The organism is Baekduia soli, assembly GCF_007970665.1.
Classification (GTDB): Bacteria; Actinomycetota; Thermoleophilia; order Solirubrobacterales; family Solirubrobacteraceae; genus Baekduia; species Baekduia soli.
Map to the genome: position 1 here is coordinate 1,580,972 of NZ_CP042430.1, position 23,590 is coordinate 1,604,561.

Sequence of the window (23,590 nt, forward strand, 5' to 3'; positions counted from 1 at the left end):
CTGTCCGATCCCCGAGGAGACCGCCATGACCCATCCCGCGAGCCGGCCCGAGGGCCGGCGATGAGCCACCGCCTCGGCATCGACGTCGGCGGCACGTTCACCGACGTCCTCATCCAGGACGCCGACGGGCGCGTGCAGCTCGTCAAGACGCCGTCGACGCCCGCCGACCAGTCCGAGGGCGTGGCGCGCGGGGTGGCGCTCGTGTGCGAGCAGGCCGGCATCGCCCCCCGCGACATCACCGCGCTGCTGCACGGGACCACGGCCGCCACCAACGCGGTCCTCGAGGGCCGCGGTGCTCGCGTCGGCGTCGTCGTCACGACGGGCTTCCGCCACCTCTTCCACCTCGCCGAGGCCTGGACCCCCGGCCCGCTGTTCGGCTTCATGGTCTACGACCGCCCGCCGCCGCTGGTCGAGGTCCGCCTCGTGGCCGAGGTCCCGGGCGCCTGGACGCGGCCGGGGCCGAGGTCGAGCCGCTGGACCTCGAGGCGACGCGGCGCGCCGTCGAGCACCTGGTGGCCGAGGGCGCCGAGGCGATCACGGTCTGCCTGCTGAACTCCTACGCCTCCGACCGCCACGAGCGCGAGGTCGGCCGCGTCGTGGCCGAGGTCGCCCCGGACGTTCCGGTGTCGCTGTCGTGCGCGGTCCTCGCCGAGTTCCGCGAGTACGAGCGCGCGGTCACGACGACGATGAACGCGTTCGTCGCGCCCGAGATGGCCCGCTACCTCGGCGGCCTGCAGCGCCGGATGGCCGAGCTCGACACGGGGGCCGAGCTGCAGGTCGTGCGCTCCGACGGCGGGCTCATGAGCCTGGACGCCGCGCGCGAGACGCCCGTGCACACGATGCTCTCCGGGCCCGCCGGCGGCGTCAACGGCGCCGCGCACGTCGCGGTGCGCGCCGGGCACGACGCGATCCTCACCGTCGACATGGGCGGGACGTCGACCGACGTGGCGGTCTGCCTGGACGGCACCCCGACGATCACGCGCGAGACCAAGGTGGGGCCCTACCCGATGCGCGCGCCGTCCGTCGAGGTCGAGACGATCGGCGCCGGCGGCGGCTCGATCGCCTCCATCTCAGAGATGACCGGGGGCCTGCGCGTCGGGCCGCGCAGCGCGGGCTCGGTGCCCGGGCCGGCCTGCTACGGCGCCGGCGGGACCGAGGCGACGGTGACCGACGCCAACGTCGTGCTCGGCCGGCTCCCGCCGCGCCTGCTCGGGGGCGCGATGCAGCTCGACGCCGACGCCGCCCACACAGCGGTCGCGCGCGTCGCCGACCGCCTCGGCGTCGGGGTGGCCGAGGCGGCCGAGGGGATCGTCGACCTCGTCAACGAGAACATGCTCGGCGCGCTGCGCCTGGTCACCGTCCAGCGCGGCCTGTCGCCCGAGCGCTTCGCCCTCGTGCCCTTCGGCGGAGCGGGCGGGCTGCACGCCAACGCGCTGGCCGCGATGCTCGGCTGCTTCCCCGTCATCGTGCCCACCGAGCCCGGCGTCCTGTCGGCGCTGGGCTTCGTCGTCTCCGACATCCGCAGCGAGCACAGCCAGACGTTCATCCGCCCGCTGGCCGGGCTGCAGGCCTCCGAGCTGACCGAGCGCCTGCGCGCGCTGGAGGTCAAGGCGGGCGACTTCCTCGAGCGCGAGCAGGTCGACCCCGCGCGCCGCGAGGTCGCCTTCTCGGCCGACATGCGCTACGCGGGCCAGGGCTATGAGCTGACGGTGCCGATCGGCGACCCCGGCGACCTGGCCAGGATCGTCGAGGACTTCACGACGGCCCACGACCGCCTGTACGGCTTCAGCCGCCCGGAGGGCGCCGAGATCGTGACGCTGCGCGCGGTGGGGATCGGCCGCGTGCCGACCGTCGACCACCGCGCCGAGCCGTCGGGCCCAGCCGACCCGTCCGACGCCCGGGCGGGCGAGCACCCGCTCTGGCACGAGGGGGCCTATGTCGCGGCTCCCACCTACGACCGGGCGCGCCTGCGCCCGGGCATGGTCGTCCCCGGCCCCGCCATCGTCGAGCAGTACGACGCCACGACCCTCGTCCTCGCGGGCCACGCCGCGACCGTCGACCCCACGGCAACCTGCTCATCACCCCGGAGGCCCACGCATGACCGAGCCGGCCACCACGATCGACCGCCGCACCCTGGACCTCATCGAGAACGCGCTGCTCAACGTGCGCTTCGAGATGGACGAGGTCGTCCGGCGCGCCGCGATGTCGCCCATGATCCGCGAGCAGCACGACGAGTTCCCCATGATCTGCAACCGGCGGGGTCAGATGGTCGTCGGCCAGTTCGGGTCCTACATCCCGGGCGTCGTCGAGCACCTCGGCGGCGACCTCGCCCCCGGCGACGTCATCCTGTTCAACGACCCCTACCTGAGCCAGGGCTCGATCACGCACCTCAACGACTGGTGCCTGGTCCTGCCGATCTTCCACGAGGGCCACCACGTCGCGTTCTCGTCGATGTTCGGGCACATGATGGACGTCGGGGGCAAGGTCCCGGGCAGCCAGGTCAACGACGCCGACTCGATCTGGGAGGAGGGCATCCGGATCCCGCCGGTCAAGATCGTCGAGGGCGGGAGGCTCAACCGCACGGCGCTCGACGTGATCCTCAACAACTGCCGCGCGCCCGAGATGAACGAGAGCGACCTCATGGCGCTCATCGCCGGCTGCCGCACCGCCGAGACGCGCGTGCAGGAGCTGTGCGACCGCTTCGGCGTCGGCGCCTTCGAGGCCGCGTGCGACGCGCTGCTGGTCCGTACGCGCGACGCGATGGCCCAGCTCATCCGGCGCTACATCCCGGAGGAGAAGGTCACCTTCACCGACCAGGTGGACGACGACGGCCGCGGCAACGGGCCCTTCGACATCGTGCTGACGCTGTGGCGCGAGGGCGACGTGTGCCACGTGGACTGGACCGGCACAGCCGCCCAGGCCCCCGGCCCGATCAACTTCCGCATCAACGAGGGGCTGTGCAAGCTCTTCTTCGGGATCTACCTCATCATGGCCTTCGACCCCGAGATCCTGTTCAACGACGGGGTCTACGAGGTCTTCGACGTCACGCTGCCCGAGGGCACCGTGCTGAACCCGCGCTTCCCCGCGCCGGTCTCCAACCGCCTCAACGTGCACGTGCGCTTCTTCGACTGCATGAGCGGGGCGCTGGGCCAGCGGGCGCCGGACCTCGCGATGGCGGCCGGCTACGGCGCGAGCCCGTACTTCGTGTTCTCGGGCGAGGACGCCGAGGGGGAGTACTTCCAGTTCGTCGAGCTGCTCTTCGGCGGGCTGCCGGCCCGGGCGCGCGGCGACGGCCTGGACGGGCACTCGTGGTGGCCGCTGTTCCGCACGACGCCGGTCGAGTACGCCGAGAGCCACCACCCGATCCGGGTGCGGCGCTACGCGCCGGTGCTCGACGGGGGCGGCCCGGGCCTGCATCGCGGCGGCGCGGGCGTCGACAAGGAGTACGAGTTCCTCTCCGACGGCGTCTTCTCCGTCAACGACGACCGGACGCTGACGAGCCCGTGGGGCGTGGCGGGCGGCCGGGCGGGCGGGCGGGGGTCCAAGCACCTCGTCCGCGCCGACGGCACCGAGGTGCCGCTGCCGTCCAAGTTCGACGCGCTCGCCGTGCGCGCGGGCGACCGCTTCGTGTTCCGCACGGCGGGGGCCGGCGGCTGGGGCGATCCGCTGGAGCGGCCCGCCGAGCGCGTGCGCCAGGACGTCAGCGACCTGGTGGTGTCGGTGGCCGCGGCCGAGGCCGAGTACGGCGTCGTGCTCGGCGCCGACGGCGAGGTCGACGGCCCGGCCACGGAGGCCCGCCGGGCGCAGCTGCGCGAGGGACGCCCGCCCCTGGCGGCGTTCGACTTCGGGCCGCCCGCGCTGCCGGCCGAGGTGTTCCGGCGCCCGGCCTGACCGGTGGAGGACCGCCGTCGGACCGGGGAGGCCGGGAGATGTACAAGCAGATCTACGACCCGGTGATCCGCACGGTCTCGTCCGCAGCCCAGCCGGCGCGGAGATCGCGGACCGGTCCCCGTCGACGGGCAGCGCCTGGTCGAAGATCGCCACGTCGTCGATGTCGCCCGTGCAGCACAGGTCGCACGTGCCGAGGACCCCGCCCAGCGACGCGTCGCCGGTCGTCGACCGGTTGTCGTCGATCGGCCGGCTGTCGCCCACCGGGAAGTCGTTGCCGTCGAAGTGCAGCGGTCCCGAGCCACCAGGTGCGGATCCACGAGGGGTCGTTGGCGTCGACGCCGGGCGTCGAGCCCAGCGTGCCGTTGTCCCCTTGCCCGACGGGTCATGCACGACCTGGCCGCCGCCCTCGTACACGGGCCACCGGCCGAGACGGAATCGAGGACCCCGGCCGGAATCTGGCCGGAGGTCGAGGATCTCCGCGTTTGCCCCGCGGCTCCGCGCGACAGCGTCGCGGACGACCACGCCGGGGGTTCCGTAGTCCGTCCGGAGGGCGCGACGGCCGGCGGTGCGTACGGTCGGTGCCCGACCACATGCCTGCGCCCGCCCCCGGCCCCACCGCGACCCCGCCCGGCGGCCTCGACGCGCGCGAGGCCGCCCGGCGCCTGCTGCAGTACGGCCCCAACGAGATCCGGCGCGAGTCGGGACCGCGCTGGTGGCGCAGCCTGCTCGGGCAGTTCACCCATCCGCTCGCGCTGCTGCTGTGGGCCGCCGCGGCGCTCTCGCTGGCGACCGGGGTGCTCGCCCTGGCCGTCGCGATCGTGGTCGTCATCGTGCTCAACGCCGCGTTCGCGTTCGCGCAGGAGCGCCAGGCCCAGCACGCCACGGAGGCCCTGCGCGAGCTGCTGCCGCCCCGGGCGCGCGTACGTCGCGGCGGCGCCCTGGTCGAGATCGAGGCCACCGGGCTGGTGCCCGGCGACCTGCTGCTGCTCGCCGAGGGCGACCGCCTCTCGGCCGACGCCCGGCTCACCGCCGGCGCCGTCGAGGTCGACATGTCGCCGCTGACGGGCGAGTCCCGCCCCGTCACCCGCAGCGCCGACGGCGACGCCGACGGCCCGGTGCCCGATTCGCCGCTGGCCGCGCCCGACCGCGTGTTCGCCGGCACGCTGTGCACGGGCGGCGACGCCCACGCCGTCGTGGTGGCCACCGCGATGCACACCCAGCTCGGGCGCATCGCGGCGCTGTCGCAGGCCGTGGCCGAGGAGTCCTCGCCGCTGCAGCGCCAGGTCAACCGCGCCGCCCAGCTCATCGCGGGCGTGGCGGTCGGCCTGGGCATCACGTTCTTCGCCGTCGGGCACGTCGTGGCCGGGCTCAGCCTCTCCGACGCGGGGGTGTTCGCGATCGGGCTGCTCGTCGCCAACGTGCCCGAGGGGCTGCTGCCGACGATCACGCTCGCGCTGGCCGTCGGCGTGCGCCGGATGGCCCGGCGCCACGCGCTGGTCAAGAAGCTCACGGCGGTCGAGACCCTGGGCTCCACCGACGTCATCTGCACCGACAAGACGGGCACGCTGACCCAGGGGCGCATGACGGCGACGTCCCTGTGGCAGGGCGGGCGGACCGTGGCGATCGGCGCGGGCACGCCGGCGGCGACGGGCGCGGTCGCCGACCTGCTGCGCAGCGCGGTGCTGTGCAACAACGCGACGCTGACCGCGGTGCCGGGCGGCGGCTGGGCGCGCAGCGGCGATCCGAGCGAGAGCGCGCTGCTGCTGGCCGCGGCCGCGTTGGGCGTCGACGTGCCGGCGCTGCAGGCGGGGCGCGAGACGTGGCGGCGGCGCCTGTTCGCCTTCGACGCGCGGCTCAAGCGCATGGCGACGCTGGACGTCGAGCCCGGGTCCGAGCCCTGGATCCACGCAAGGGCGCCCCGCTGGAGCTGCTGGCGCGCTGCACCGCCCTGCGGCACGCCGACGGGTCGCGGCGCCCGCTGGACGCCGAGGGGGCCGCCGGCGTGCGCGAGGCGTTCGAGCGCTACGCCGCCGACGGCCTGCGCGTGCTCGGCGTCGCCGACCGGCCCGCCCCCGACGTCGCGCAGCACCACGCCGACGACCGCGACGCCGCAGAGGCCGGCCTGTGCTTCGCCGGGCTCGTCGCGATGCGCGACCCGCTGCGTGAGCACGTGCCCGCCGCCGTGGCCGACTGCCACCGGGCGGGCATCCGCATCATCGTCATCACCGGCGACGACGGCCTGACCGCCGCCGCCGTGGCCCGGGAGGCGGGCATCATCGAGGCCGACGCGCAGGTCGTGACCGGGCCGCAGGTCGACGCGCTGGGCGAGGACGCGCTGGACGCGATGCTGCGCGCCTCGCCGCGGCTGATCGTCGCGCGCAGCTCGCCGGAGGCCAAGCTGCGGATCGTCGACGCGCTGCGCACCGATGGCCACACGGTGGCCATGACGGGCGACGGGGTCAACGACGCGCCCGCGCTGCGACGGGCCGACATCGGCGTCGCCATGGGCGCCTCGGGCACCGACGTGGCCCGCGAGGCCGCGGCCATGGTCCTCCAGGACGACGACTTCGCCTCGATCGTGGCCGCCGTCAAGGAGGGCCGCACGGTCTACGCCAACATCCGCAAGTTCGTCACCTACATCTTCGCCCACGCCACCCCCGAGATGGTGCCCTTCCTCATCTACGCGCTGTCGGGCGGGAGCATCCCCCTGCCGCTGACGGCGCTGCAGATCCTGGCCATCGACCTCGGGACGGAGACGCTGCCGGCGCTCGCGCTGGGCCGCGAGCCCGCCGAGCCCGGGCTCATGGAGGAGCCGCCGCGCCCGCGGACCGCCACGATCATGACCAGGACGATGCTCGTGCGTGCGTGGCTGTGGCTCGGCCTCCTGGAGGCCGCGCTGGTGGCCGGTGGCTTCTTCTTCGTGCTGCTGCGCGCGGGCTGGTCGCCGGGCGATGCGACGGGCGCCGGCACGCCGCTGCACCACAGCTACCTCGTGGCGACGACGATGTCGTTCGCGGGCATCACCGCCTGCCAGGTCGGAACGGCGTTCGCGTCGCGCACCGACCACGCCTCGCTGCGCACGATCGGCGTGTGGTCCAACCCGCTGCTGCTCGGCGGCATCGCGTTCGAGCTGGCCTTCGCGGCGGCGCTGGTCTACCTCCCCCCGCTGCAGCACCTGTTCGGGACCGCGGCGCTCGGCCCGGCCGAGCTCGGGCTGCTCGTGGCCTTCCCCGTGCTCGTGTGGGGCAGTGACGAGCTGCGCCGGGCCCGGCGCCGGCGGCGCACGCGCCAACCGCGCGGAACCCCGGCGTGAACGCGGCGGGGAGCGGGAAGCGCCAGGGGAGAAGGTTCACGGCGAAACGAGGAGGAGCAGATGATCAAGGGTGTCTCCGCAGTCTGGCTGCCCGTCAGCGACATGGACCGCGCGCTGGACTTCTACGGCGAGACGCTGGGCCTGAAGGTCACCAAGCACGACGGTGACTGGAGCGAGGTCGAGTCCGACGGCACGACGATCGGCCTCAACGCCAAGCCGTCCGAGTCGCCCGCGGGGGACGGCGGCGCGCTGATCGCCTTCGGCACCGACGGCGAGCTCGAGGACGAGGTCGAGCGCCTCAAGGGCCAGGGCGTCGCGTTCGCGGGCGAGATCTCCGAGCACGCCTGGGGCCGGATCGTGCCGTTCAAGGACCCCGACGGCAACGACCTGCAGCTCTACGCCCCGCCGGCCTGATCGCGACGCCATGGCCGCGGGCTGATAGCGACCCGCGGCCATGGCCGACGACGGGCACGAGCTGCAGTTCGGCGTGTTCCTCATGCCCGAGGCCGCACGGGCGGGGGCGGTGCTCGAGCTCGGCCGGTCGGCCGACATGGCCGGCCTGGACCTCGCTCGCGCGCTAAAATGCTTGCCAGCAAGCACGTAATCCTCCCCGGGGTCCAACGTCATGGTCGACACCACCATCGAGCCCGCCGCCCGGCTGCGGCTCGTCATCGGCAAGCTGTCCCGCCGCCTGCGACCCACCGTCGCGGGGACCGGGCTGACCCCGACGAGCATCTCCGTCCTGTTCAGCGTGGTGCGCGACGGCCCGCTGCGGCTCTCCGAACTGGCCGAGGCCGAGGCGCTGAACCCGACGATGCTCTCGCGCGTCGTCGGCTCGCTCGCCCAGGACGGCCTGCTGCGCCGCGTCGCCGACCCGCTGGACCGGCGTGCGGCGCTCGTCGAGGCGACCGCCGCCGGGCGCCGGCTGCGCCAGAAGATCCACCGCGAGCGCAACGACGTCCTCGCCGTCCAGCTCGCGCGCCTCTCCGACGAGGACCGGCGGACGCTGGAGGAGGCGCTGCCCGTGCTCGAGGAGCTCGTCGAGCTGCTCAGGGACCGGCGCGCGTGACGGACCGCATGGCCCACGCGGGCCGGGTGACCTTCGCCGCGCTGTCGGTGCCCAACTACCGCCGCTACATGAGCGGCCAGGCCGTCTCGCTCGTCGGGACGTGGATGCAGATGACGGCGCAGTCGTGGCTCGTGCTGACGCTGACGCACTCGAGCACCGCGCTCGGCGTCGTCGTCGCGCTGCAGACCCTGCCCGTCCTGCTCCTCGGGCCCTACGGCGGCGTCATCGCCGACCGCGTCGACAAGCTGCGCCTCATGACGATCCTGCAGGCCGCGATGGGCGTGCAGGCGCTCGTGCTCGGCCTGCTGACCGTGACGGGCGTCGTGCGCGTCTGGGAGATCGGGCTGCTCGCCGCGCTGCTGGGCCTCAACAACGCCTTCGAGAACCCCGCCCGCCAGTCGTTCATGTTGGAGATGGTCGGGCCGGAGCACCTGCGCAATGCCGTCAGCCTGAACTCCGTGTTCGTCAACGTGGCGCGGTCGGTCGGCCCGGCCGTGGCGGGCATCCTCATCGCGACGGTCGGCGACGGCGTGTGCTTCCTGGTCAACGCCGCGAGCTTCGTCGCGGTCGTCACGTCGCTGCGGCGCCTGGACCGTACGGCGCTGGCGCCCAGCCCGCCGGCCCCGCGGACGCCCGGGCAGCTGCGCGAGGGACTGCGCTACGTGGCGCGCACGCCGCAGCTGGGCGTGCCGCTGCTCATGATGTCGCTGGCCGGGATGCTGGCCTACGAGTTCCAGGTGTCGCTGCCGGTGATGGCCAAGGACGCGCTGCACAGCGACGCCGCCGGCTTCGGCTTCATGACGGCGGCGATGGGCGTGGGCGCGGTGGCGGGCGGCCTGCTGGTGGCGGCGCGCGGCGAGATCGGCCTACGGCGGCTCGTGGCCGCGGCGACCGCGCTCGGCGTCGCGATGCTGGGCGCCACGCTGGCGCCCGGCCTCGCGCTCGAGCTCGTCGCGATGGCCTTCGTGGGCGGCGCGAGCATCACCTTCATGTCGACGGGCAACGCGACGATGCAGCTCAACGCCGAGCCGAGCATGCGCGGCCGCGTGATGTCGCTGTGGTTCGTCGCCTTCCAGGGCTCGACCCCGATCGGCGGGCCGCTCGTCGGGTGGGTCATGGCGGCCGCTGGCGCGCGCGCCGGGCTCGGCCTCGGCGCGGTGACGTGCCTGGTCGTCGCCGCGCTGGGCGCGCTCACCGTGCGCCGGCTGGGCCGCGCCGCGAGCGGGCACGCGCCCGCGGCGATGGCGCACTGAGCGCCGCCGCGCGGGCCCGGCCGGTCAGCCGCGCGTGACCGACTCGACGTCGGGCGCAAGCGGGAGCGTGAGGTCCAGCGCCGTAAGGCGCAGGGTCTCACGCACCGGCGGCGTGGCGCCGGCGATCACGAACTCGTAGCCCTCGGCGCGAGCCCGCTGGTGCTCGGAGAGCAGCACCCGCAGGCCGGTGGAGTCCACGAAGGACATGGCCGAGCCGTCCAGGACGACGATCTGCGGCGGCCGGGACAGGCCGTCGAGCACCGCCACGAGCTGGTCGCGCGTGTTGAGGTCCAGCTCGCCCTCGACGCGTACGACGTGCGCGGTGTCGTCGCTGTGCGTGGAGATGGCGAAATCGGGCGCGGACGGCTCGGAGGTCATGGGGGAAGTGGCTCCAGGGAGGTCGGGTCGGGCGGCCCCTGAAGCATGGCGTACGCGCGTGCCGCGCGGCGTCCACGTGGCCGGTGGTCAGGGCCGGTGGGCCTCCGGCCGGATCGTGTGGGGGTCACGCGGCCTTCCACGTCCCGTCGCCCGTCAGGTCGTGCAGCGCCACGCGTGGTAGGCGAACGGATGACGGAAGACGTCCATCGCGCGCTCGCCGTCGCGCACGTCGAGCGCGAACGACGCACCGGACCGGGCGTCCGTGACGGCGACCGCGAGCAGGTCCGGATCGGGACGCCACAGCAGCCGGACGTGGATGCCGTCCACCGTGCGGCTGTGCAGCTCGCGCATGGTCTCGAGGAGCTGGCTGGTCATGGGCGCACGGTCGCACCGCGGCAGGCCGGGGCCATCGGCAGCGCGCCGCCGGTCGCGTCCGGGTCCGGCGCCGGGGCGGCGCGGCGAACTACAGAGCGGCCCTGGCGCGAACCCGGCCGCCCCGGCCGCCCTACGCTCCCTGACGACCATGGACCGCATCGACCCCGACCGCCTCGCCGACGCGCTCCGCGTGATCGCCGAGGTCGAGCCGCTTCCCGACGACCACCCCGATGCGGTGGCCGTCCGCCGTGCCGTGGCCCGGCTGTTCAAGGCCGTCAAGGAGCAGCGCCGCGCGCAGCGGCGCTCGGCGATCCGTGCGCACGACGACGCGGTCACCGCGGCGACGGCCACCGGCGCGCCCGACCGGATCGACGACGAGACCCAGGGACTGGCCCTGACCTCGCGGGTGGCGGGCGAGCGCGCGGGCACGCTGCGGCGCGCGCGCTCCTGCTACGTCTGCAAGCAGCGCTACGTCGACGTCGACGCGTTCCACCACCAGCTCTGTCCCCCCTGCGCGGCCCGCAACCACGAGCGCCGCACGGCGCGGACCGACCTCACCGGACGCCGCGCCCTGCTCACCGGCGGCCGGGCCAAGATCGGGATGTACATCGCGCTGCGGCTGCTGCGCGACGGTGCGCACACGACGATCACGACGCGCTTCCCCGACGACGCGGTCCGGCGCTTCGCCGCGATGGACGACAGCGGCGAGTGGCTGCACCGCCTGCGCATCGTCGGCCTGGACCTGCGCGACCCCGGCCAGGTCATCGCGCTGGCCGACGACGTCGCCGCGCGGGGGCCGCTGGACATCCTCATCAACAACGCCGCGCAGACCGTGCGCCGCTCGCCGGAGGCCTACGCCCACCTCGTCGCGGCCGCGCAGGCGCCCCTGCCCGGCGGCCCGCTGCCCGAGCTGGTGACCCTCGGGCGCCGCGGGCCGGCCGACGGGACCCAGCAGCCCGGCGGCCACTGGGCGCCGACGCCCCAGGCCCTCGCCGCGCTGGCCCTCACGTCGGGTTCCGCGTCGCCCGCACGGGTCGCCGCGGGCACCGCGATCGATGCGGGCGGCCTCGCACCCGACCTGGACCCGCACAACAGCTGGAGCCAGGTGCTGGGCGAGGTCGACCCCGTCGAGCTGCTCGAGGTCCAGCTCTGCAACCAGACCGCGCCCTTCATCCTCGTCAGCCGGCTGCGACCGGCGCTGGCCGCGTCCCCGGCGCGCCGCACCTACGTCGTCAACGTCTCGGCGATGGAGGGCCAGTTCGGCCGCGGGTACAAGGGCCCCGGCCATCCGCACACCAACATGGCCAAGGCCGCGCTGAACATGCTGACGCGCACGAGCGCGAGCGAGCTGCTCTCCGACGGCATCCTGATGACCAGCGTGGACACGGGCTGGATCACCGACGAGCGCCCGCATCCGACGAGGATGCGGCTGGCCGGGGAGGGCTTCCACGCGCCGCTGGACCTCATCGACGGCGCCGCGCGCGTCTACGACCCGATCGTCCGGGGCGAGGCCGGCGAGGACCTCCACGGCGTGTTCCTGAAGGACTACGAGCCCGCGGCCTGGTGACCGGGGTTCACCCGGTCGCCGGCCGGGCCGGGCGTGGTGCAACGACGCGCTCGGCACAGCCGCCGGGGCCGGGCGTCTGCCGGGCGCGGCCGGGGTGGGCGCTGGCCGGGGACCGAGGCAGGTGACGGTGGGAGAGAGCATGCCGGGACGCTAGATCCGGCTCGCGGGGCGGCCATCCGCGACTCCCCGCGCGCCGGGCCGGCGGCCTGCGGGTCGTCCGACGGTACGTCCCCGCCGGCCGGCCGTGGAGACCCCGGACCCCGCCGCCTCGGCGTCAGGCCAGCGCCACGACGGCCTCGACCTCGATGGGCATCCCGAACGGCAGCTCGCCGGCGCCGATCGCCGAGCGCGCGTGGCGGCCGGCGTCGCCCCACAGCTGCAGGATCAGGTCGCTGAAGCCGTTGATGGCGGCCGGCGTCGCCGTGTAGCCCTCGGCGCAGGTGACGAAGCCGAGCACCTTGACCCATGCCGCCACGCGGTCCAGGTCGCCGAGCTCCTGGCGCAGCGAGGCGAGCATGGAGAGGGCGGTGGCGCGGGCCGCGTCGTAGCCCTGCTCGGGGGAGACCTCGCCGCCGACCCGGCCCGTGGTCAGCAGCCGCGCGCCGTCGAACGGACCGTGACCCGAAACGAACGCCAGGTCGCCGTGGACGCGCACGAGCTCGAACGGCAGCCGCTGGCCGGCGGGCGCGGCGGGGGGCGCCGGAAGCCGCAGGCCCAGCTCGTCCAAGCGATCCTCGATGACGCCCATCGGCGCAGCTTGCCATCGCGCGACGCCCCGCGCCAGCCGGCCCCACGGACCACGGTCCTGGTGGCGTCTGCGGGGACCGACCGCCAGGCGGCGTCGTGGCGCCGGCGCAGCGGCGGTCCGACGGTGTCGGCGAGCCGGGACCCCGTCCATGCCAGGGTCTGCGATGAGCCCGGTCGCGGGCGCCCATCGAGCCCCAGGCCGATGCAGGGCATCCACCAGACGACCGACGGTCGGCCCTGAGAAGTCACCGCCGCGTCCGGCCACCCGCGGCCCGCAAGCCTCAATCCTCGGCGCACGGCGTCGCCGTCATCGAGATGACGGTCGCCGTCCCGCCGGGCCGGCCGCCGGGGAGTCCCACACGTGACCGTCTGTCCGAAAAGGAGCCCTCATGGCCAGCCGCACCGTTGCGCAGTTCGCTCTCAACCGCTTCGCCGACTGGGGCATCAAGCGCATCTACGGCTACCCCGGCGACGGTATCAACGGCTTCCTGGGCGCCTTTCACGAGGTGGGCGACCGCATCGCCTTCACCCAGGTCCGCCACGAGGAGATCGCCTCCTTCGCCGCATGTGCTCATGCGAAGTTCACCGGGGAGGTGGGAGTCTGCATGGCCACGTCGGGTCCCGGCGCGATCCATCTGCTCAACGGCCTGTACGACGCCAAGCTCGACCACCAGCCGGTCGTGGCCATCGTGGGGCAGCAGGCGCGGATGGGCCTGGGATCCAACTACCAGCAGGAGGTCGACCTCACCTCGCTCTACAAGGACGTCGCGTCGGAGTTCGTGCAGGTCTGCATGGTCCCCGAGCAGATGCCCCACCTGGTCGATCGCGCGATCAGGGTCGCCAAGGCCTCGCGGACGCCGACGTGCATCATCGTGCCCAACGACGTCCAGGAGATGGCCTACTCCGAGCCGCCGCGGGAGCACGGCGCCGTCTTCTCCTCCGACGTGGCGGCCGGCCGCGTCCACATCGGCCCCGACGACAGCCAGCTGCAACGCGCCGCCGAGATCCTCAACGCCGGCGAGAAGGTCGCGATCCTCGTCGGGCAGGGCGCCAAGCGCGCGGCCGCCGAAGTCGAGCAGGTCGCCGAGCTGCTGGGCGCCGGTGTGGCCAAGGCGCTCAACGGCCGCGCGGTGGTGCCCGACGACCTCCCCTACGTCACGGGCTCGATCGGGCTGCTGGGCACCAAGCCCTCCTACGACATGATGGAGGGCTGCGACACGTTTCTCATGGTCGGGTCGAGCTTCCCGTATGCGGAGTTCCTGCCCGAGCCGGGCTCGGCGCGCGGCGTGCAGATCGACATCGACCAGCGGCTGGTCGGGATGCGCTATCCGATGGAGGTCAACCTCGTCGGCGACGCGACTGAGACGTTGCGCGCGCTGATCGGCCGGCTGGAGCGCAAGGAGGACCGTTCCTGGCGGCAGGGCATCGAGGAGAACGTCGAGCGGTGGTGGGCCATCCTGGACGAGCGCGCCCATCAGTCGGCCGACCCGGTCAACCCGCAGCGAGTCTTCCACGAGCTCAGCAAGCGGCTGCCCGATAACTGCATCCTGACGACGGACTCGGGCTCGGCCACCAACTGGTGGGCTCGGCACCTGCGCATGCGCAAGGGGATGGACGCCGCGCTGAGCGGCACGCTGGCGACGATGTGCCCGGCGCTGCCCTACGCGCTGGCGGCGAAGTTCGCCTTTCCGGACCGGCCCGTGATCGCGTCGAGCGGCGACGGCGCCATGCAGATGATCGGCAACGCGGCGCTCATCGACCTCGCTCATTACGCCAAGTGCTGGTCCAATCAGCAGCTGGTCGTGGTGGTCCTGCACAACAACGACCTCAACCAGGTCACCTGGGAGCAGCGGGTGATGTCGGGCGACCCCAGGCTCGAGGCGTCCCAGGCGCTGCCCGACTTCCCGTATGCCGAGTACGCCCGGATGCTCGGCCTGCACGGCGTGCGCGTCGACCGGCCCGAGGATCTGGGCGCGGCCTGGGACGAGGTCCTGGGCGCCGGCAGGCCCGCGCTCCTGGAGGTCATCACCGACCCGGAGGTCCCGCCGCTGCCACCGCACATCCGCTTCGAGCAGGCCAAGGGCCTGGCCAGCGCCCTGCGCGCCGGCGAGCCGCATGCCGGGCGGATCATCAAGGGCTCGGTCAAGGGCAAGCTCGCGGAGTTCGTGACCCGATGAGTGCGAGGCGCCGGATGGTGCGCAACTTTCGCCGCGGGCGCATGCAGCGGATGCTGGCCGCGGCCACCGCGGCCACCGCGCTGCCGATGGGCGCCGAGATCTACATGAACCACTACGGCGGGTCGTTCGGCAACAAGTGGATGTGGACGCCGGTCCTCCTCTCGCCGGCGCTGGCGGCGGCGGGCATCGCGGGCGTCGTCAACGAGCGGGCGGCGCGCACGGTGCTGCCGGCGGTCTCGGCGGTGTTCTTCCTGGACGGCGCGCTCGGCGTGTTCTTCCACCTGCGTGGCGCGGCGCGCAAGCCGGGCGGCTTCAAGGAGGCCACCTACAACCTCGTCATGGGGCCGCCGGCGCTTGCGCCCGGCTCGCTGACGCTCATCGGCGGCATGGGCCTGGCGGCCGCGGCCGCACGGAGGGAGCACTAGATGGCTCACTCGTTTGCGGGCGCCGACCATCTGCCTCACAACCGCGCCGGACGCCCGGCCGCTGACCCCGCAGGCCTGCCGCGCCAGCGCCGGGGCACCACCCCGCAGGGTCACGGGCGCTATCCCGACTTCGACGTGCTGGCCGAGGCCGAGCACTGGGACGAGGTCACCCGCGCGGTCGTCCTGAAGCGGGTGCACGAGGTCCCGCCGATCCGGTTCTTCACCGATGAGGAGGTGCGCTGCCTGCGCCCCTTCCTGGATCTCCTGCTGGCGCAGGACCATGAGCCGCGGATCCCCGTGCTGGAGATGGTCGACAAGAAGATGCACGAGGGCAAGCTCGACGGCTACCGCCACGCGGGGATGCCCGAGGACCCCGTCACCTGGCGCCTGGTCGCCGCCGGGCTGGACGAGGCGGCTCGGCGCCTCGGCGCCAACGACTTCGCCACCGCCCCCGACGGCACGCAGTACGACATCGTCGACGCGTTCTCGCGCGGGGATCTGGCCGGCGGGGTGTGGGAGCGGATCGCGCCATCGACCGCCTGGTCGGTCGTGACACGGGCCGCGCTGGCGGAGTTCTACTCGCACCCGTGGGCATGGAACGAGATCGGTTTCGGCGGACCGGCCTACCCGCGCGGCTATATGCGCCTGGCGCCCGGCCCGCGCGGCCGCGAGCCCTTCGAGGCCGAGGAGGCCTTCGGCCTGGACCCGGTCACCGACGTCTCACGGCGAGGTCTGCGGTGAGCGGTGAGGACCGGCGTCGGCTCGCCAAGGGCTCCCGCTTCCCCAAGGACAACGACTCGGCGTTCCTGCTGGACGTCCACCGGCGGGCCATCCCCGGTCGCGAGCGGATGCAGCGCTTCGCCGACGACGACGAGATCGACCTGCTCATCGTCGGCGCCGGCGCCGGAGGGTCGGTGCTCGCTCAGCGCCTGGCCCGGCGCGGGTGGCGGATCGCCATCATCGAATCGGGGCCGTTCTGGGATCCCGACGCCGACTGGGTCTCTGACGAAGCCGGCCAGCACAAGATCTACTGGACCGCACCGCGCGTCATCGGCGGGGAGGACCCGGTGGAGCTGGGCAAGAACAACTCCGGCCACGGCGTCGGCGGCTCGATGATCCACTACGCGGGCTACACGCCCCGCTTCCATCCCTCGGACTTCGACACCCGCACGCGCGAGGGCGTCGGCGCCGACTGGCCGATCTCCTATGCCGACCTCAAGGCGCACTACGAGCGCGTCGAGAGCGAGCTGCCGGTCGCCGGCCAGGACTGGCCGTGGGGCGATCCGCACCGCTATCCCCATGCGCCGCACCCGATCTCCGGCGCCGCCGACCAGGCGCGCCGCGGCATGATCGGCGCCGGGATCGAGGTCCGCATCGGGCCGGTGGGCATCCCCAACGGCACCTTCGGCAACCGCCCGCACTGCATCTACCGCGGCTTCTGCCTGCAGGGCTGCAAGGTCAACGCCAAGGCGTCGCCCTACGTGACCCACCTCCCCGACGCGATCGAGCACGGCGTCGAGGTGCGGGCCGACGCCCACGCGCTCCGCGTCGAGACCGACCCGTCCTCGGGGCGCTGCACCGGCGTGACCTACGAGCACGAGGGCCGCCAGCGCTTCCAGCGTGCCGCCGCGGTCGCGGTCTGCGGCTATGCGATCGAGACGCCGCGGCTGCTGCTGAACTCCCACAGCGCCCGTCACCCCGACGGGCTGGCCAACGGCCACGACCAGGTCGGGCGCTACATCATGGTCCAGGGCGCCACGCAGATCGCCGGACGCTTCCCCGAGCCGCTGCGCCAGTACAAGGCGCCGCCGCCGGAGATCTCCTCCGAGCAGTTCTACGAGACCGACCCGTCGCGCGGCTTCGCGCGCGGCTTCTCGATCCAGACGGTCGGCCCGCTGCCGATCGGCTGGGCCGAGCACGTGGTGGCCGACGGCCACTGGGGACACGGGCTGCGCGAGTACATGCGCGACTACAACCACTGGACGACGCTCGGGCTGCTGTGCGAGCTGCTGCCCCAGGCGCGCAACCGCGTCACGCTGGCCGACGAGGTCGACGCGCACGGCATGCCGGTCGCGCGCTTTGACTACACCCAGTGCGACAACGACCGGGCCAACATCGCCTATGGCGCCGACGTGCTGGAGCGCGTATGGGAGGCGGCGGGAGCGCAGGACACGCTGCGCGTCGATCGCTACGCCCATCTGGTCGGCGGCTGCCGCATGGGCACGACGCCTGAGGAGAGCGTCATCGACTCCGACCACCGCGCGTGGGGGATCGACAACCTCTTCGTCTGCGACGGCAGCGTCATGCCGACCGAGGGTGCGGCCAACCCGGCGCTGACGATCATGGCGCTGGCCTCCCGGCTGGCGCAGCGGCTGGGCGACAAGCGGGTGGCCCGTGCGCCGCGCACGACGCCTCGCGCCGTCGCGGGCGCCCGGGCCGGCGGGTCGGGCCGATGAGCGGCGCGGCCGTTCGCGCGACGGTCGGCACGCTCGACGTCACGGTGTGCACGGTCCCGACCGACGCGCCCGAGTCCGACGGGACGCTGGCGTGGGACGCCACGACGGTGGTCCTGGTCGAGGCCCACGGCGGCGGCTGCAGCGGCCTGGGCCTCAGCTACGGGCCGCCGGCGATCGCCGCGATCATCGAGGGTCAGCTGGCGGCGGTCGTGGCGGGACGTCCGGTGCTCGACGTGCCGGCCTCGTGGCTGGCGATGCGGCGGGCGGTGCGCAACTTCGGCGGGGTCGGCCCGTCGGCCATGGCGATCTCGGCGGTGGACGTGGCGCTGTGGGACCTCGCCGCCCAGACCCTGGAGCTCCCGCTGTGCTCGCTGCTGGGCCGCGTACACGACCGTGTGCCGATCTACGGCTCGGGCGGCTTCTGCTCCTACTCCGACGCGCGCTTGGCCCGGCAGCTGGGCGGCTGGGCGGCCGACGGCATCGGGCGCGTCAAGATGAAGCTCGGGCGTGAGCCCGAGCGCGACCGCCAGCGCCTGCAGGTCGCCCGCGACGCGATCGGGCCCGACGTCGAACTGTTCGTCGACGCCAACGGCGCCTTCGACCGCAACGCCGCCCTGGGCTGGGCCGAGGTCTACGCCGGCTTCGACGTGCGCTACTTCGAGGAGCCGGTGTCCTCCGACGACCTGCAGGGCCTCGCGTTGCTGCGCCGCCGCGCGCCGGGGGGCATGGCGATCGCGGCGGGGGAGTACGGCTTCGACCTGCCCTACTTCCGCGACATGGTCACGGCCGTCGACGTCCAGCAGGCCGACGTCACGCGCTGCGGAGGCATCACCGGCCTGCTGCGCGTCGGAGCGCTGTGCCAGGCCCACCAGGTGCCGTTCTCGGCGCACTGCGCGCCGGCCATCAGCGCCCACGCCTGCACCGCCGTGCAACCGCTGGCCCACCTGGAGTACTTCCACGACCATGTTCGGCTCGAGTCGATGCTGTTCGACGGCACGCTGTCGCCACAGGAGGGATGCCTCGTGCCGGATCTGGACCGCCCCGGCTTGGGCCTTCGGCCTCGTCGTGAGGTGATTGCCCGCTTCGCGCAAGGCTGAGCATCGGGGCCAGTGACGTCGTCGGCTGCCGGCGGACGGCCGTCGGCGGGCCGCGCGGAGCGCTGATCTGTCCTGGAAGCCATAGGGTGCTCCGATCTTGTGGGTGGAGGCCCTGCGGAGCTACCGGCACTTGCGGTGGCGTGGGGGCCCAGAGGCCGCGCTGCGGCGTCTTCCGGCTCCTTCCCGCCACCGGGCGGTGCTGGCCGACCTGGGCCCATGGAACTGCTGCGCTTCGGCCGCTTCGCGCCGGCCTCCGCGCGACGCACGGGCCAGGAGCAGTTCGCAGGGGAGGGCGGCGCGCTGCTGCTGGCCGGCAACGCGCTGTACGGCAGCCTGTCGCGCGATGACGTCGATCGAGGTCACGGTGGACGCACGACGGGGTGTGCGCACCGACATCGAGCGGGGTGGACACGACGTCCGCGCCGATCGGACCTCGGGACGGCGATGGACATGATCGCCGAGCGAGTGGTCGAGACCCGTGCCCGCACCTGGCAGGCCCACGACGCCAACGGACGCCCGCTGAGGCGCACGCTCGGCATGGCTGGCTGGGGCGGCGCGAGGCCGGACACCGAGGAGAACGATCTCATCAAGAAGGGCTTCACGGCTGCCGGGGCGGTGTCCATCGAGAACCAGGCCCGCATATGACACCCGAGCACGGTCGCCGGTCTGGTGATCTCGTTCGGGCGCGGCGGCGCCACCACGTTCCAGCAGGATCTGCGGAACCCCGACCCATCCTGACCCGACCCGCGGTTCACACGCACGAGCGCGATCGCCGACCGGCATGAGCGTGCGGCACTTCCCCCACACGCCGGTGATCCTCAAGGAGGCCTTCGGCCGCTGCCGGACGCGCCGCGGATCGCCGGCGATCGATGTCGGGGGCGAGCGGGCGCGCGGGTGAGCGGGCGCATCCGACGGTGCAGGAGATCGTCACCGGCTCGCTGGCCGGCGAGGAGCACCTCATCGTCGTGGTGGTCGCGGATGCGACGAACATCGCGCGGCTCATCGACGGTGACCAGCGCGTGGTGGCGCGCGTCGTGCGTCACGCCGACCCGTCGACCGCCGAGCGGGTGGGGTTGCCGCGTGGCGGCGGCTACGCCGTCGGCGTCGCAGTGACGTGTCAGCCGCGCCCGCGGCTGGCGGTTCCGCGGGCCGCTGTGGTGCGCATGACATTCGCACGAGCCAGGCTGCCGACGCCGAGTTCTGGGATCACGCGGGCCGCGCGGCCGTCCCGGCTCATGCCGTCATGGAGATGAGCGCGCGGCCGAGGTTGGCCTTCGAGCCCGCCCAGTCAGACGCCGTGATGGCGTCGTTGATCTGCTCCAGGGGATAGACCTGGGAGACGAGGTCGTCGAACGGCAGCTCGTCGCGGCGCCGGGCCAGCCAGTCCAGCGTGCGCGGCAGCATCCACTGCTCGTAGTTGACGATCCCGACCAACGTGCGGTTGGAGCGCACGATCTGCTGGGGCACGACCTCGGTCGCACGGTCGGCCATCGTGTTGCCGATGAGCACATAGCGGCCGCCGGCGCGCATGGACTGGATGCCCTCGGGCACGACGGCGGGCACGCCCGCCATCTCGATCACGACGTCGGCCCCGGCGCCGCCCGTCAGCCGCTGGATCTCGGCGATCCGCTCCTCGGGCGAGGTCAGCTGCGAGATGTCGATGGTCTCGTGGGCACCGAAGCGCCGGGCCAGCTCGAGGCGCTCGGGCACCATGTCGATCCCGATGACCAGGCCCGCGCCCGAGTCGCGGGCCAGCGCGGCGGCATAGATGCCCAGACCGCCGAGGCCCTGGACGACGACGGTGTCGCCGAAGCGGATCTGGCCGGCGTGCACACCGGCCAGAGCCTGGGCGATCGCGCAGTTGGCCGGAACGGCGTGCTCGGTCTTGGTCGCCTCGGGCAGCTTGTAGATCCACTGGCCCTCGCGCAGCACGTAGTAGTCGCCGAACGCACCGTGGAAGTGCGGCGGGTCATACACGGTCAACGGCGCACGCACCGCGTAGCGGTTGGGACAGGCCACCGAGCCCGCAGCGCAGGTCGGGCAGCCATCGCAGACCCGGAAGTACGCATAGGCCACCCGATCGCCCTCACGCAGCTCGCGGCCCAGCGTGTCGCGCTTGCGCCGCTCGCCGAGCTCGACGATCTCGCCGATCATCTCGTGCCCCGACGCGCACGGCAGCGCGGTCAGCATCCCGAGCTCACCACGGTACATGTGCACGTCGGAGCCGCAGATCCCCGCAGCCAGCACGCGCACGAGCACCTGGTCGGGCTCGGGCCTGAGCACCGGAAACTCGTCGATCTCAAACGGCGTGTTCGGCCCAGGCGAAAAGGCGATGCGTCCCTTCACACAGATCACTCCCAACTCGTGCAGCGGTCGGAGATCAGCTCGGACCCCTCGGGCGCCGAGAGCTCCGCCGTCACACAGCGTTGTTCCGGGCGACGAACGCCCACTGCAGCGAGTGGCCCTCGGGGGGTCGTGCTCATCGTGCGCAGCCCTTCGCCAGACGATGCTCGGCCTCGAGGACATCGGCGCCGAAGTCGCCGAGCAGGGTCTCGATCATCGGTCCCGCGAACAGCGTGGCGCAGTCGATGACCTTGAGACCCCGCAGTTTCGGCCCGGGATCTTCCGACGGTGCGGCGTCGGTCAAGCGTCGCCCGCCAGGACCGACGCCGGCAGGACAAAGTCGACGGGCAGCGGGTCGCCCTTGAGGTGCACATCCATCCACAGCGAGCGACCGGTGAGCGGGTCCAGGTACTGGAGCAGTTCCAGGCGCTCGTCGAGCACGACGCCCGGCCCGACCTCCGCCGCCGGGACCGAGCGCCAGGGTGCGACGTCGCGCCAGTTCTCCCCGAGGGGTCCGAGCACTGCACCGCTCGACGCCGACTGGACGAGAATCTGCTCTCCGTCTCGCAGCAGGATCAGCGTGTCGGCCCATCGGGCCGCGACAGGAAGGTCATCGCGGGTGTCGTAGTGCGGCTGCAGGTTCTGCGCGGAGGCAAGACGGTGCGCACGGATCTCGTCGCGCTTGGCGGCCGTCGCGGTCCCGTCCACCTCTGGACCTTCGGTCATGACGACGCCGTAGACGGCGGCGGCGTACGGGGCGCTTACGCTGCCGCCGATGAGGTCGGCCAGGACACGCTGTGGGTCGCGCTCCAGCGGATCCCCGTATCCGCCGGCGTTCTGGGTCAGCAGGTGCAAGACGTCCTCGGGCTGCATGACCAGCGTCGCCTTGGCCTCGGGCACGAAGTGCTCGCCTTCGATCGCCTTGATCTCGGCGACGTGACCGTCGCGGGCGAACTGGCGGCGCCAGGTCGAGCCCTTGACCTGCTCGTAGTGCGAGGTGGCTCCGGGATAGGCGCCGAAGACCCCGACGGTGTTGGGCACGACCATCCCCTGCAGCGCGCCGGCGACCTTGCTGGGCTCGTCGGTGTCGTACAGGGAGAAGCAGATGTCCATGCCGTTACCGCCGCGTTGGCGACCGGCGCCGCCGGAGTCGAGGTTCTCGCGTCGCCAGAGGAAGAGCAGGGGGTCACGGCTCTCGGTCAGCTCGACGTCGTTGAAGCCGCCGCCTGGGACGAACATCGCCCCGCCGGTGTCGACGCCGTCGCGAAACCGGAACGCCGGACCGCCCCATCCGAGGGCGTCCATCGGCATCGCCGCGTACGCCTCGCCGAACTGGTTCTTGCCGCCGAGCACCGTCAGCAGCCACGAGCCGTCCGCGGGACCACAGACGTAGTCCTGGTACTTCTCCGAGAAGGCCAGCATCTTGCCGAAGCAGGTCAGCGCCAGGCACTCCACCAGGTAGGCGGCGCCGGTCGAGCCGGCCGAGATCGGCATGGGCTTCTCGGCGCTCACCACCGAGTTGTCAGGCGAACGGACCTCGAGCATCCGGACCAGACCGCCGTTCCACGGCAGCCGCGAGCCGAAGATGCCGAGGATCGCCGAGCCGATCGAGCCGTAGGTCCCCGACCGGCTCGCATTGCCGAGACCGACGATGGCGTCATCGGAGCCGTGAAAGTCGAAGATCATCCGGTCGCCCTCCTTGATGAGGGTGCAGTTGATCTTGAACAGCCGGTTCTCGTGGCCGTCGTGGTCGATGAAGACCTGGTGCTGGAAGCGACCGTCAGGCAGCTCGAGCAGCCACTCGCGCATCTGCTGCTCGGTGCGGTCGATCGACGTCTCCATCGTCTGGATGACCGCCGCGGCTCCGTACACGTCGATGGCCTCGGTCAGTCGCGCCTGCGCGACGCGATGGGCCGACAGGAAGGCGGACATGTCGTTGGCGACCATGGCCGGGAGTCGTGAGTTGGACAGGATCATGTCCCACAGCCCGCGGTTCAGGTCGCCGCCGGTCACGATCCGCGCGGGCGGGATGAGCATGCCCTCCTGGAAGACCTCGGTGGCTCCGGGGCACCAGGATCCGGGGAGCATGCCGCCGACATCCATCAGGTGGGCCATGCATCCTGTCCAGGCGACCAGCTCACCATCATGGAAGAACGGGGCGACGAACTGGACGTCAGACTGATGGATCCCCGCGATGAACGGGTCGTTGGTGACGAACACGTCGCCGGGACCGACGTCGTCGGGGAACCGATCGAGGACCTCGGCGATCACCATTTGCATGACGTAGATGGGGATCGTGTAGAAGACGCCCGAGACGGCGAGCTCGCCCGTGGCCGAGTAGATCCCGAAGTTGTAGTCGGTCGCGTGGACGACCGGCGAGCCCGAGGCGTGGACGATCGTCGTCGCACCCTCCTCGTTGATCGACCAGAGACGGTGCGAGATGACCTCGTAGGTGATGGGGTCGACCGTGGTGGTGTCCAGTGAAGCCATGACGTTCTC

At 73.0% G+C, this 23,590-nt stretch carries 19 protein-coding genes and 3 pseudogenes; 16 read left to right on the forward strand and 6 right to left on the reverse strand.

Going from position 1 to position 23,590, the window contains the following annotated elements; genetic code table 11:
* Nucleotides 1-60: 60 nt before the first annotated feature.
* The 8 genes and pseudogenes from FSW04_RS28350 to FSW04_RS07340 all read left to right on the forward strand — a co-directional run.
* Nucleotides 61-2,000, forward strand: a pseudogene (locus tag FSW04_RS28350) (hydantoinase/oxoprolinase family protein); the annotation flags it as partial.
* A gap of 97 nt (nt 2,001-2,097) precedes the next feature.
* Nucleotides 2,098-3,891 (forward strand): hydantoinase B/oxoprolinase family protein, encoded by a 1,794-nt coding sequence (locus FSW04_RS07315; protein WP_146917827.1) that lies wholly within the window; start codon nt 2,098-2,100, stop codon nt 3,889-3,891.
* Nucleotides 3,892-4,481: 590 nt separating this feature from the next.
* Nucleotides 4,482-5,705, forward strand: a pseudogene (locus tag FSW04_RS26900) (HAD-IC family P-type ATPase); the annotation flags it as partial.
* Between the two features lie 230 nt (nt 5,706-5,935).
* Entirely contained in the window at nt 5,936-7,204 is a 1,269-nt protein-coding gene (locus FSW04_RS07325) for an HAD-IC family P-type ATPase (protein WP_267128324.1), read from the forward strand.
* 60 nt (nt 7,205-7,264) lie between these two features.
* Nucleotides 7,265-7,618: a VOC family protein gene (locus FSW04_RS07330; protein WP_146917830.1), complete on the forward strand. Its 354-nt coding sequence runs from the start codon at nt 7,265-7,267 to the stop codon at nt 7,616-7,618.
* Nucleotides 7,619-7,658: 40 nt separating this feature from the next.
* Nucleotides 7,659-7,808 (forward strand): hypothetical protein, encoded by a 150-nt coding sequence (locus tag FSW04_RS25760; RefSeq protein WP_187369325.1) that lies wholly within the window; start codon nt 7,659-7,661, stop codon nt 7,806-7,808.
* Between the two features lie 21 nt (nt 7,809-7,829).
* Nucleotides 7,830-8,273 (forward strand): MarR family winged helix-turn-helix transcriptional regulator, encoded by a 444-nt coding sequence (locus FSW04_RS07335; protein WP_146917832.1) that lies wholly within the window; start codon nt 7,830-7,832, stop codon nt 8,271-8,273.
* An 8-nt stretch (nt 8,274-8,281) separates the two neighbouring features.
* Entirely contained in the window at nt 8,282-9,526 is a 1,245-nt protein-coding gene (locus tag FSW04_RS07340) for an MFS transporter (RefSeq protein ID WP_146923567.1), read from the forward strand.
* A 24-nt stretch (nt 9,527-9,550) separates the two neighbouring features.
* Here the strand turns inward: FSW04_RS07340 and FSW04_RS07345 are convergent, their stop codons facing one another.
* Complete coding sequence (locus FSW04_RS07345; protein ID WP_146917834.1) at nt 9,551-9,904, reverse strand: STAS domain-containing protein; 354 nt, start codon at nt 9,902-9,904, stop codon at nt 9,551-9,553.
* A 153-nt stretch (nt 9,905-10,057) separates the two neighbouring features.
* Nucleotides 10,058-10,279 (reverse strand): hypothetical protein, encoded by a 222-nt coding sequence (locus FSW04_RS07350; protein ID WP_146917836.1) that lies wholly within the window; start codon nt 10,277-10,279, stop codon nt 10,058-10,060.
* Between the two features lie 148 nt (nt 10,280-10,427).
* Here FSW04_RS07350 and FSW04_RS07355 point away from each other — a divergent pair, with 148 nt between their 5' ends.
* Complete coding sequence (locus FSW04_RS07355; protein WP_187369326.1) at nt 10,428-11,846, forward strand: SDR family oxidoreductase; 1,419 nt, start codon at nt 10,428-10,430, stop codon at nt 11,844-11,846.
* Between the two features lie 274 nt (nt 11,847-12,120).
* Here the strand turns inward: FSW04_RS07355 and FSW04_RS07360 are convergent, their stop codons facing one another.
* Complete coding sequence (locus FSW04_RS07360; RefSeq protein ID WP_146917840.1) at nt 12,121-12,594, reverse strand: RidA family protein; 474 nt, start codon at nt 12,592-12,594, stop codon at nt 12,121-12,123.
* Between the two features lie 388 nt (nt 12,595-12,982).
* Between FSW04_RS07360 and FSW04_RS07365 the strand changes: the two genes are divergently transcribed.
* From FSW04_RS07365 to FSW04_RS07395, 7 genes and pseudogenes are all read left to right on the forward strand, one after another.
* Complete coding sequence (locus FSW04_RS07365) at nt 12,983-14,770, forward strand: thiamine pyrophosphate-requiring protein (protein WP_146917842.1); 1,788 nt, start codon at nt 12,983-12,985, stop codon at nt 14,768-14,770.
* Entirely contained in the window at nt 14,767-15,195 is a 429-nt protein-coding gene (locus FSW04_RS07370; protein WP_146917844.1) for a hypothetical protein, read from the forward strand. Before FSW04_RS07365 ends, FSW04_RS07370 begins: the two co-directional genes overlap by 4 nt.
* On the forward strand, nt 15,196-15,936 hold the full coding sequence (locus tag FSW04_RS07375) for a gluconate 2-dehydrogenase subunit 3 family protein (RefSeq protein WP_146917846.1): 741 nt from the start codon (nt 15,196-15,198) through the stop codon (nt 15,934-15,936).
* The gene (locus FSW04_RS07380) at nt 15,933-17,651 is read left to right on the forward strand and encodes a GMC family oxidoreductase (protein WP_187369515.1); all 1,719 of its coding nucleotides are present in this window, start codon (nt 15,933-15,935) and stop codon (nt 17,649-17,651) included. Before FSW04_RS07375 ends, FSW04_RS07380 begins: the two co-directional genes overlap by 4 nt.
* Nucleotides 17,648-18,748, forward strand: coding sequence for an enolase C-terminal domain-like protein (locus FSW04_RS07385; protein WP_146917850.1), 1,101 nt, complete (start codon nt 17,648-17,650; stop codon nt 18,746-18,748). Before FSW04_RS07380 ends, FSW04_RS07385 begins: the two co-directional genes overlap by 4 nt.
* A gap of 390 nt (nt 18,749-19,138) precedes the next feature.
* Nucleotides 19,139-19,477: pseudogene (locus FSW04_RS27795) on the forward strand (formate dehydrogenase); the annotation flags it as partial.
* A gap of 185 nt (nt 19,478-19,662) precedes the next feature.
* Entirely contained in the window at nt 19,663-20,001 is a 339-nt protein-coding gene (locus FSW04_RS07395; RefSeq protein ID WP_146917854.1) for a hypothetical protein, read from the forward strand.
* Here the strand turns inward: FSW04_RS07395 and FSW04_RS07400 are convergent.
* The 3 genes from FSW04_RS07400 to FSW04_RS26910 form a co-directional block, all read right to left on the reverse strand.
* A complete protein-coding gene (locus FSW04_RS07400; protein ID WP_187368951.1) occupies nt 19,982-21,031 on the reverse strand; it encodes a zinc-binding dehydrogenase in 1,050 nt (349 codons plus the stop codon). The genes FSW04_RS07395 and FSW04_RS07400 overlap by 20 nt on opposite strands.
* 196 nt (nt 21,032-21,227) lie before the next feature.
* Nucleotides 21,228-21,395 carry a CoA transferase gene (locus FSW04_RS26905; RefSeq protein WP_228430981.1) on the reverse strand — a complete coding sequence of 56 codons (168 nt, stop codon included), beginning with the start codon at nt 21,393-21,395 and terminating at the stop codon, nt 21,228-21,230.
* Nucleotides 21,392-23,581 (reverse strand): hydantoinase B/oxoprolinase family protein, encoded by a 2,190-nt coding sequence (locus FSW04_RS26910; protein WP_146917861.1) that lies wholly within the window; start codon nt 23,579-23,581, stop codon nt 21,392-21,394. Before FSW04_RS26910 ends, FSW04_RS26905 begins: the two co-directional genes overlap by 4 nt.
* Between the last annotated feature and the right edge of the window lie 9 nt (nt 23,582-23,590).

Bases quoted from the DNA above. Each gene is read 5' to 3' on its own strand.
- FSW04_RS26910 (WP_146917861.1), bottom strand. From the start codon at position 23,581: ATGGCTTCACTGGACACCACCACGGTCGACCCCATCACCTACGAGGTC.
- FSW04_RS25760 (WP_187369325.1), top strand. From the start codon at position 7,659: ATGGCCGACGACGGGCACGAGCTGCAGTTCGGCGTGTTCCTCATGCCC.
- FSW04_RS07315 (WP_146917827.1), top strand. From the start codon at position 2,098: ATGACCGAGCCGGCCACCACGATCGACCGCCGCACCCTGGACCTCATC.
- FSW04_RS07385 (WP_146917850.1), top strand. From the start codon at position 17,648: ATGAGCGGCGCGGCCGTTCGCGCGACGGTCGGCACGCTCGACGTCACG.
- FSW04_RS07335 (WP_146917832.1), top strand. From the start codon at position 7,830: ATGGTCGACACCACCATCGAGCCCGCCGCCCGGCTGCGGCTCGTCATC.
- FSW04_RS07360 (WP_146917840.1), bottom strand. From the start codon at position 12,594: ATGGGCGTCATCGAGGATCGCTTGGACGAGCTGGGCCTGCGGCTTCCG.
- FSW04_RS07365 (WP_146917842.1), top strand. From the start codon at position 12,983: ATGGCCAGCCGCACCGTTGCGCAGTTCGCTCTCAACCGCTTCGCCGAC.
- FSW04_RS07355 (WP_187369326.1), top strand. From the start codon at position 10,428: ATGGACCGCATCGACCCCGACCGCCTCGCCGACGCGCTCCGCGTGATC.
- FSW04_RS07340 (WP_146923567.1), top strand. From the start codon at position 8,282: ATGGCCCACGCGGGCCGGGTGACCTTCGCCGCGCTGTCGGTGCCCAAC.
- FSW04_RS07345 (WP_146917834.1), bottom strand. From the start codon at position 9,904: ATGACCTCCGAGCCGTCCGCGCCCGATTTCGCCATCTCCACGCACAGC.
- FSW04_RS07370 (WP_146917844.1), top strand. From the start codon at position 14,767: ATGAGTGCGAGGCGCCGGATGGTGCGCAACTTTCGCCGCGGGCGCATG.
- FSW04_RS07350 (WP_146917836.1), bottom strand. From the start codon at position 10,279: ATGACCAGCCAGCTCCTCGAGACCATGCGCGAGCTGCACAGCCGCACG.
- FSW04_RS07330 (WP_146917830.1), top strand. From the start codon at position 7,265: ATGATCAAGGGTGTCTCCGCAGTCTGGCTGCCCGTCAGCGACATGGAC.
- FSW04_RS07375 (WP_146917846.1), top strand. From the start codon at position 15,196: ATGGCTCACTCGTTTGCGGGCGCCGACCATCTGCCTCACAACCGCGCC.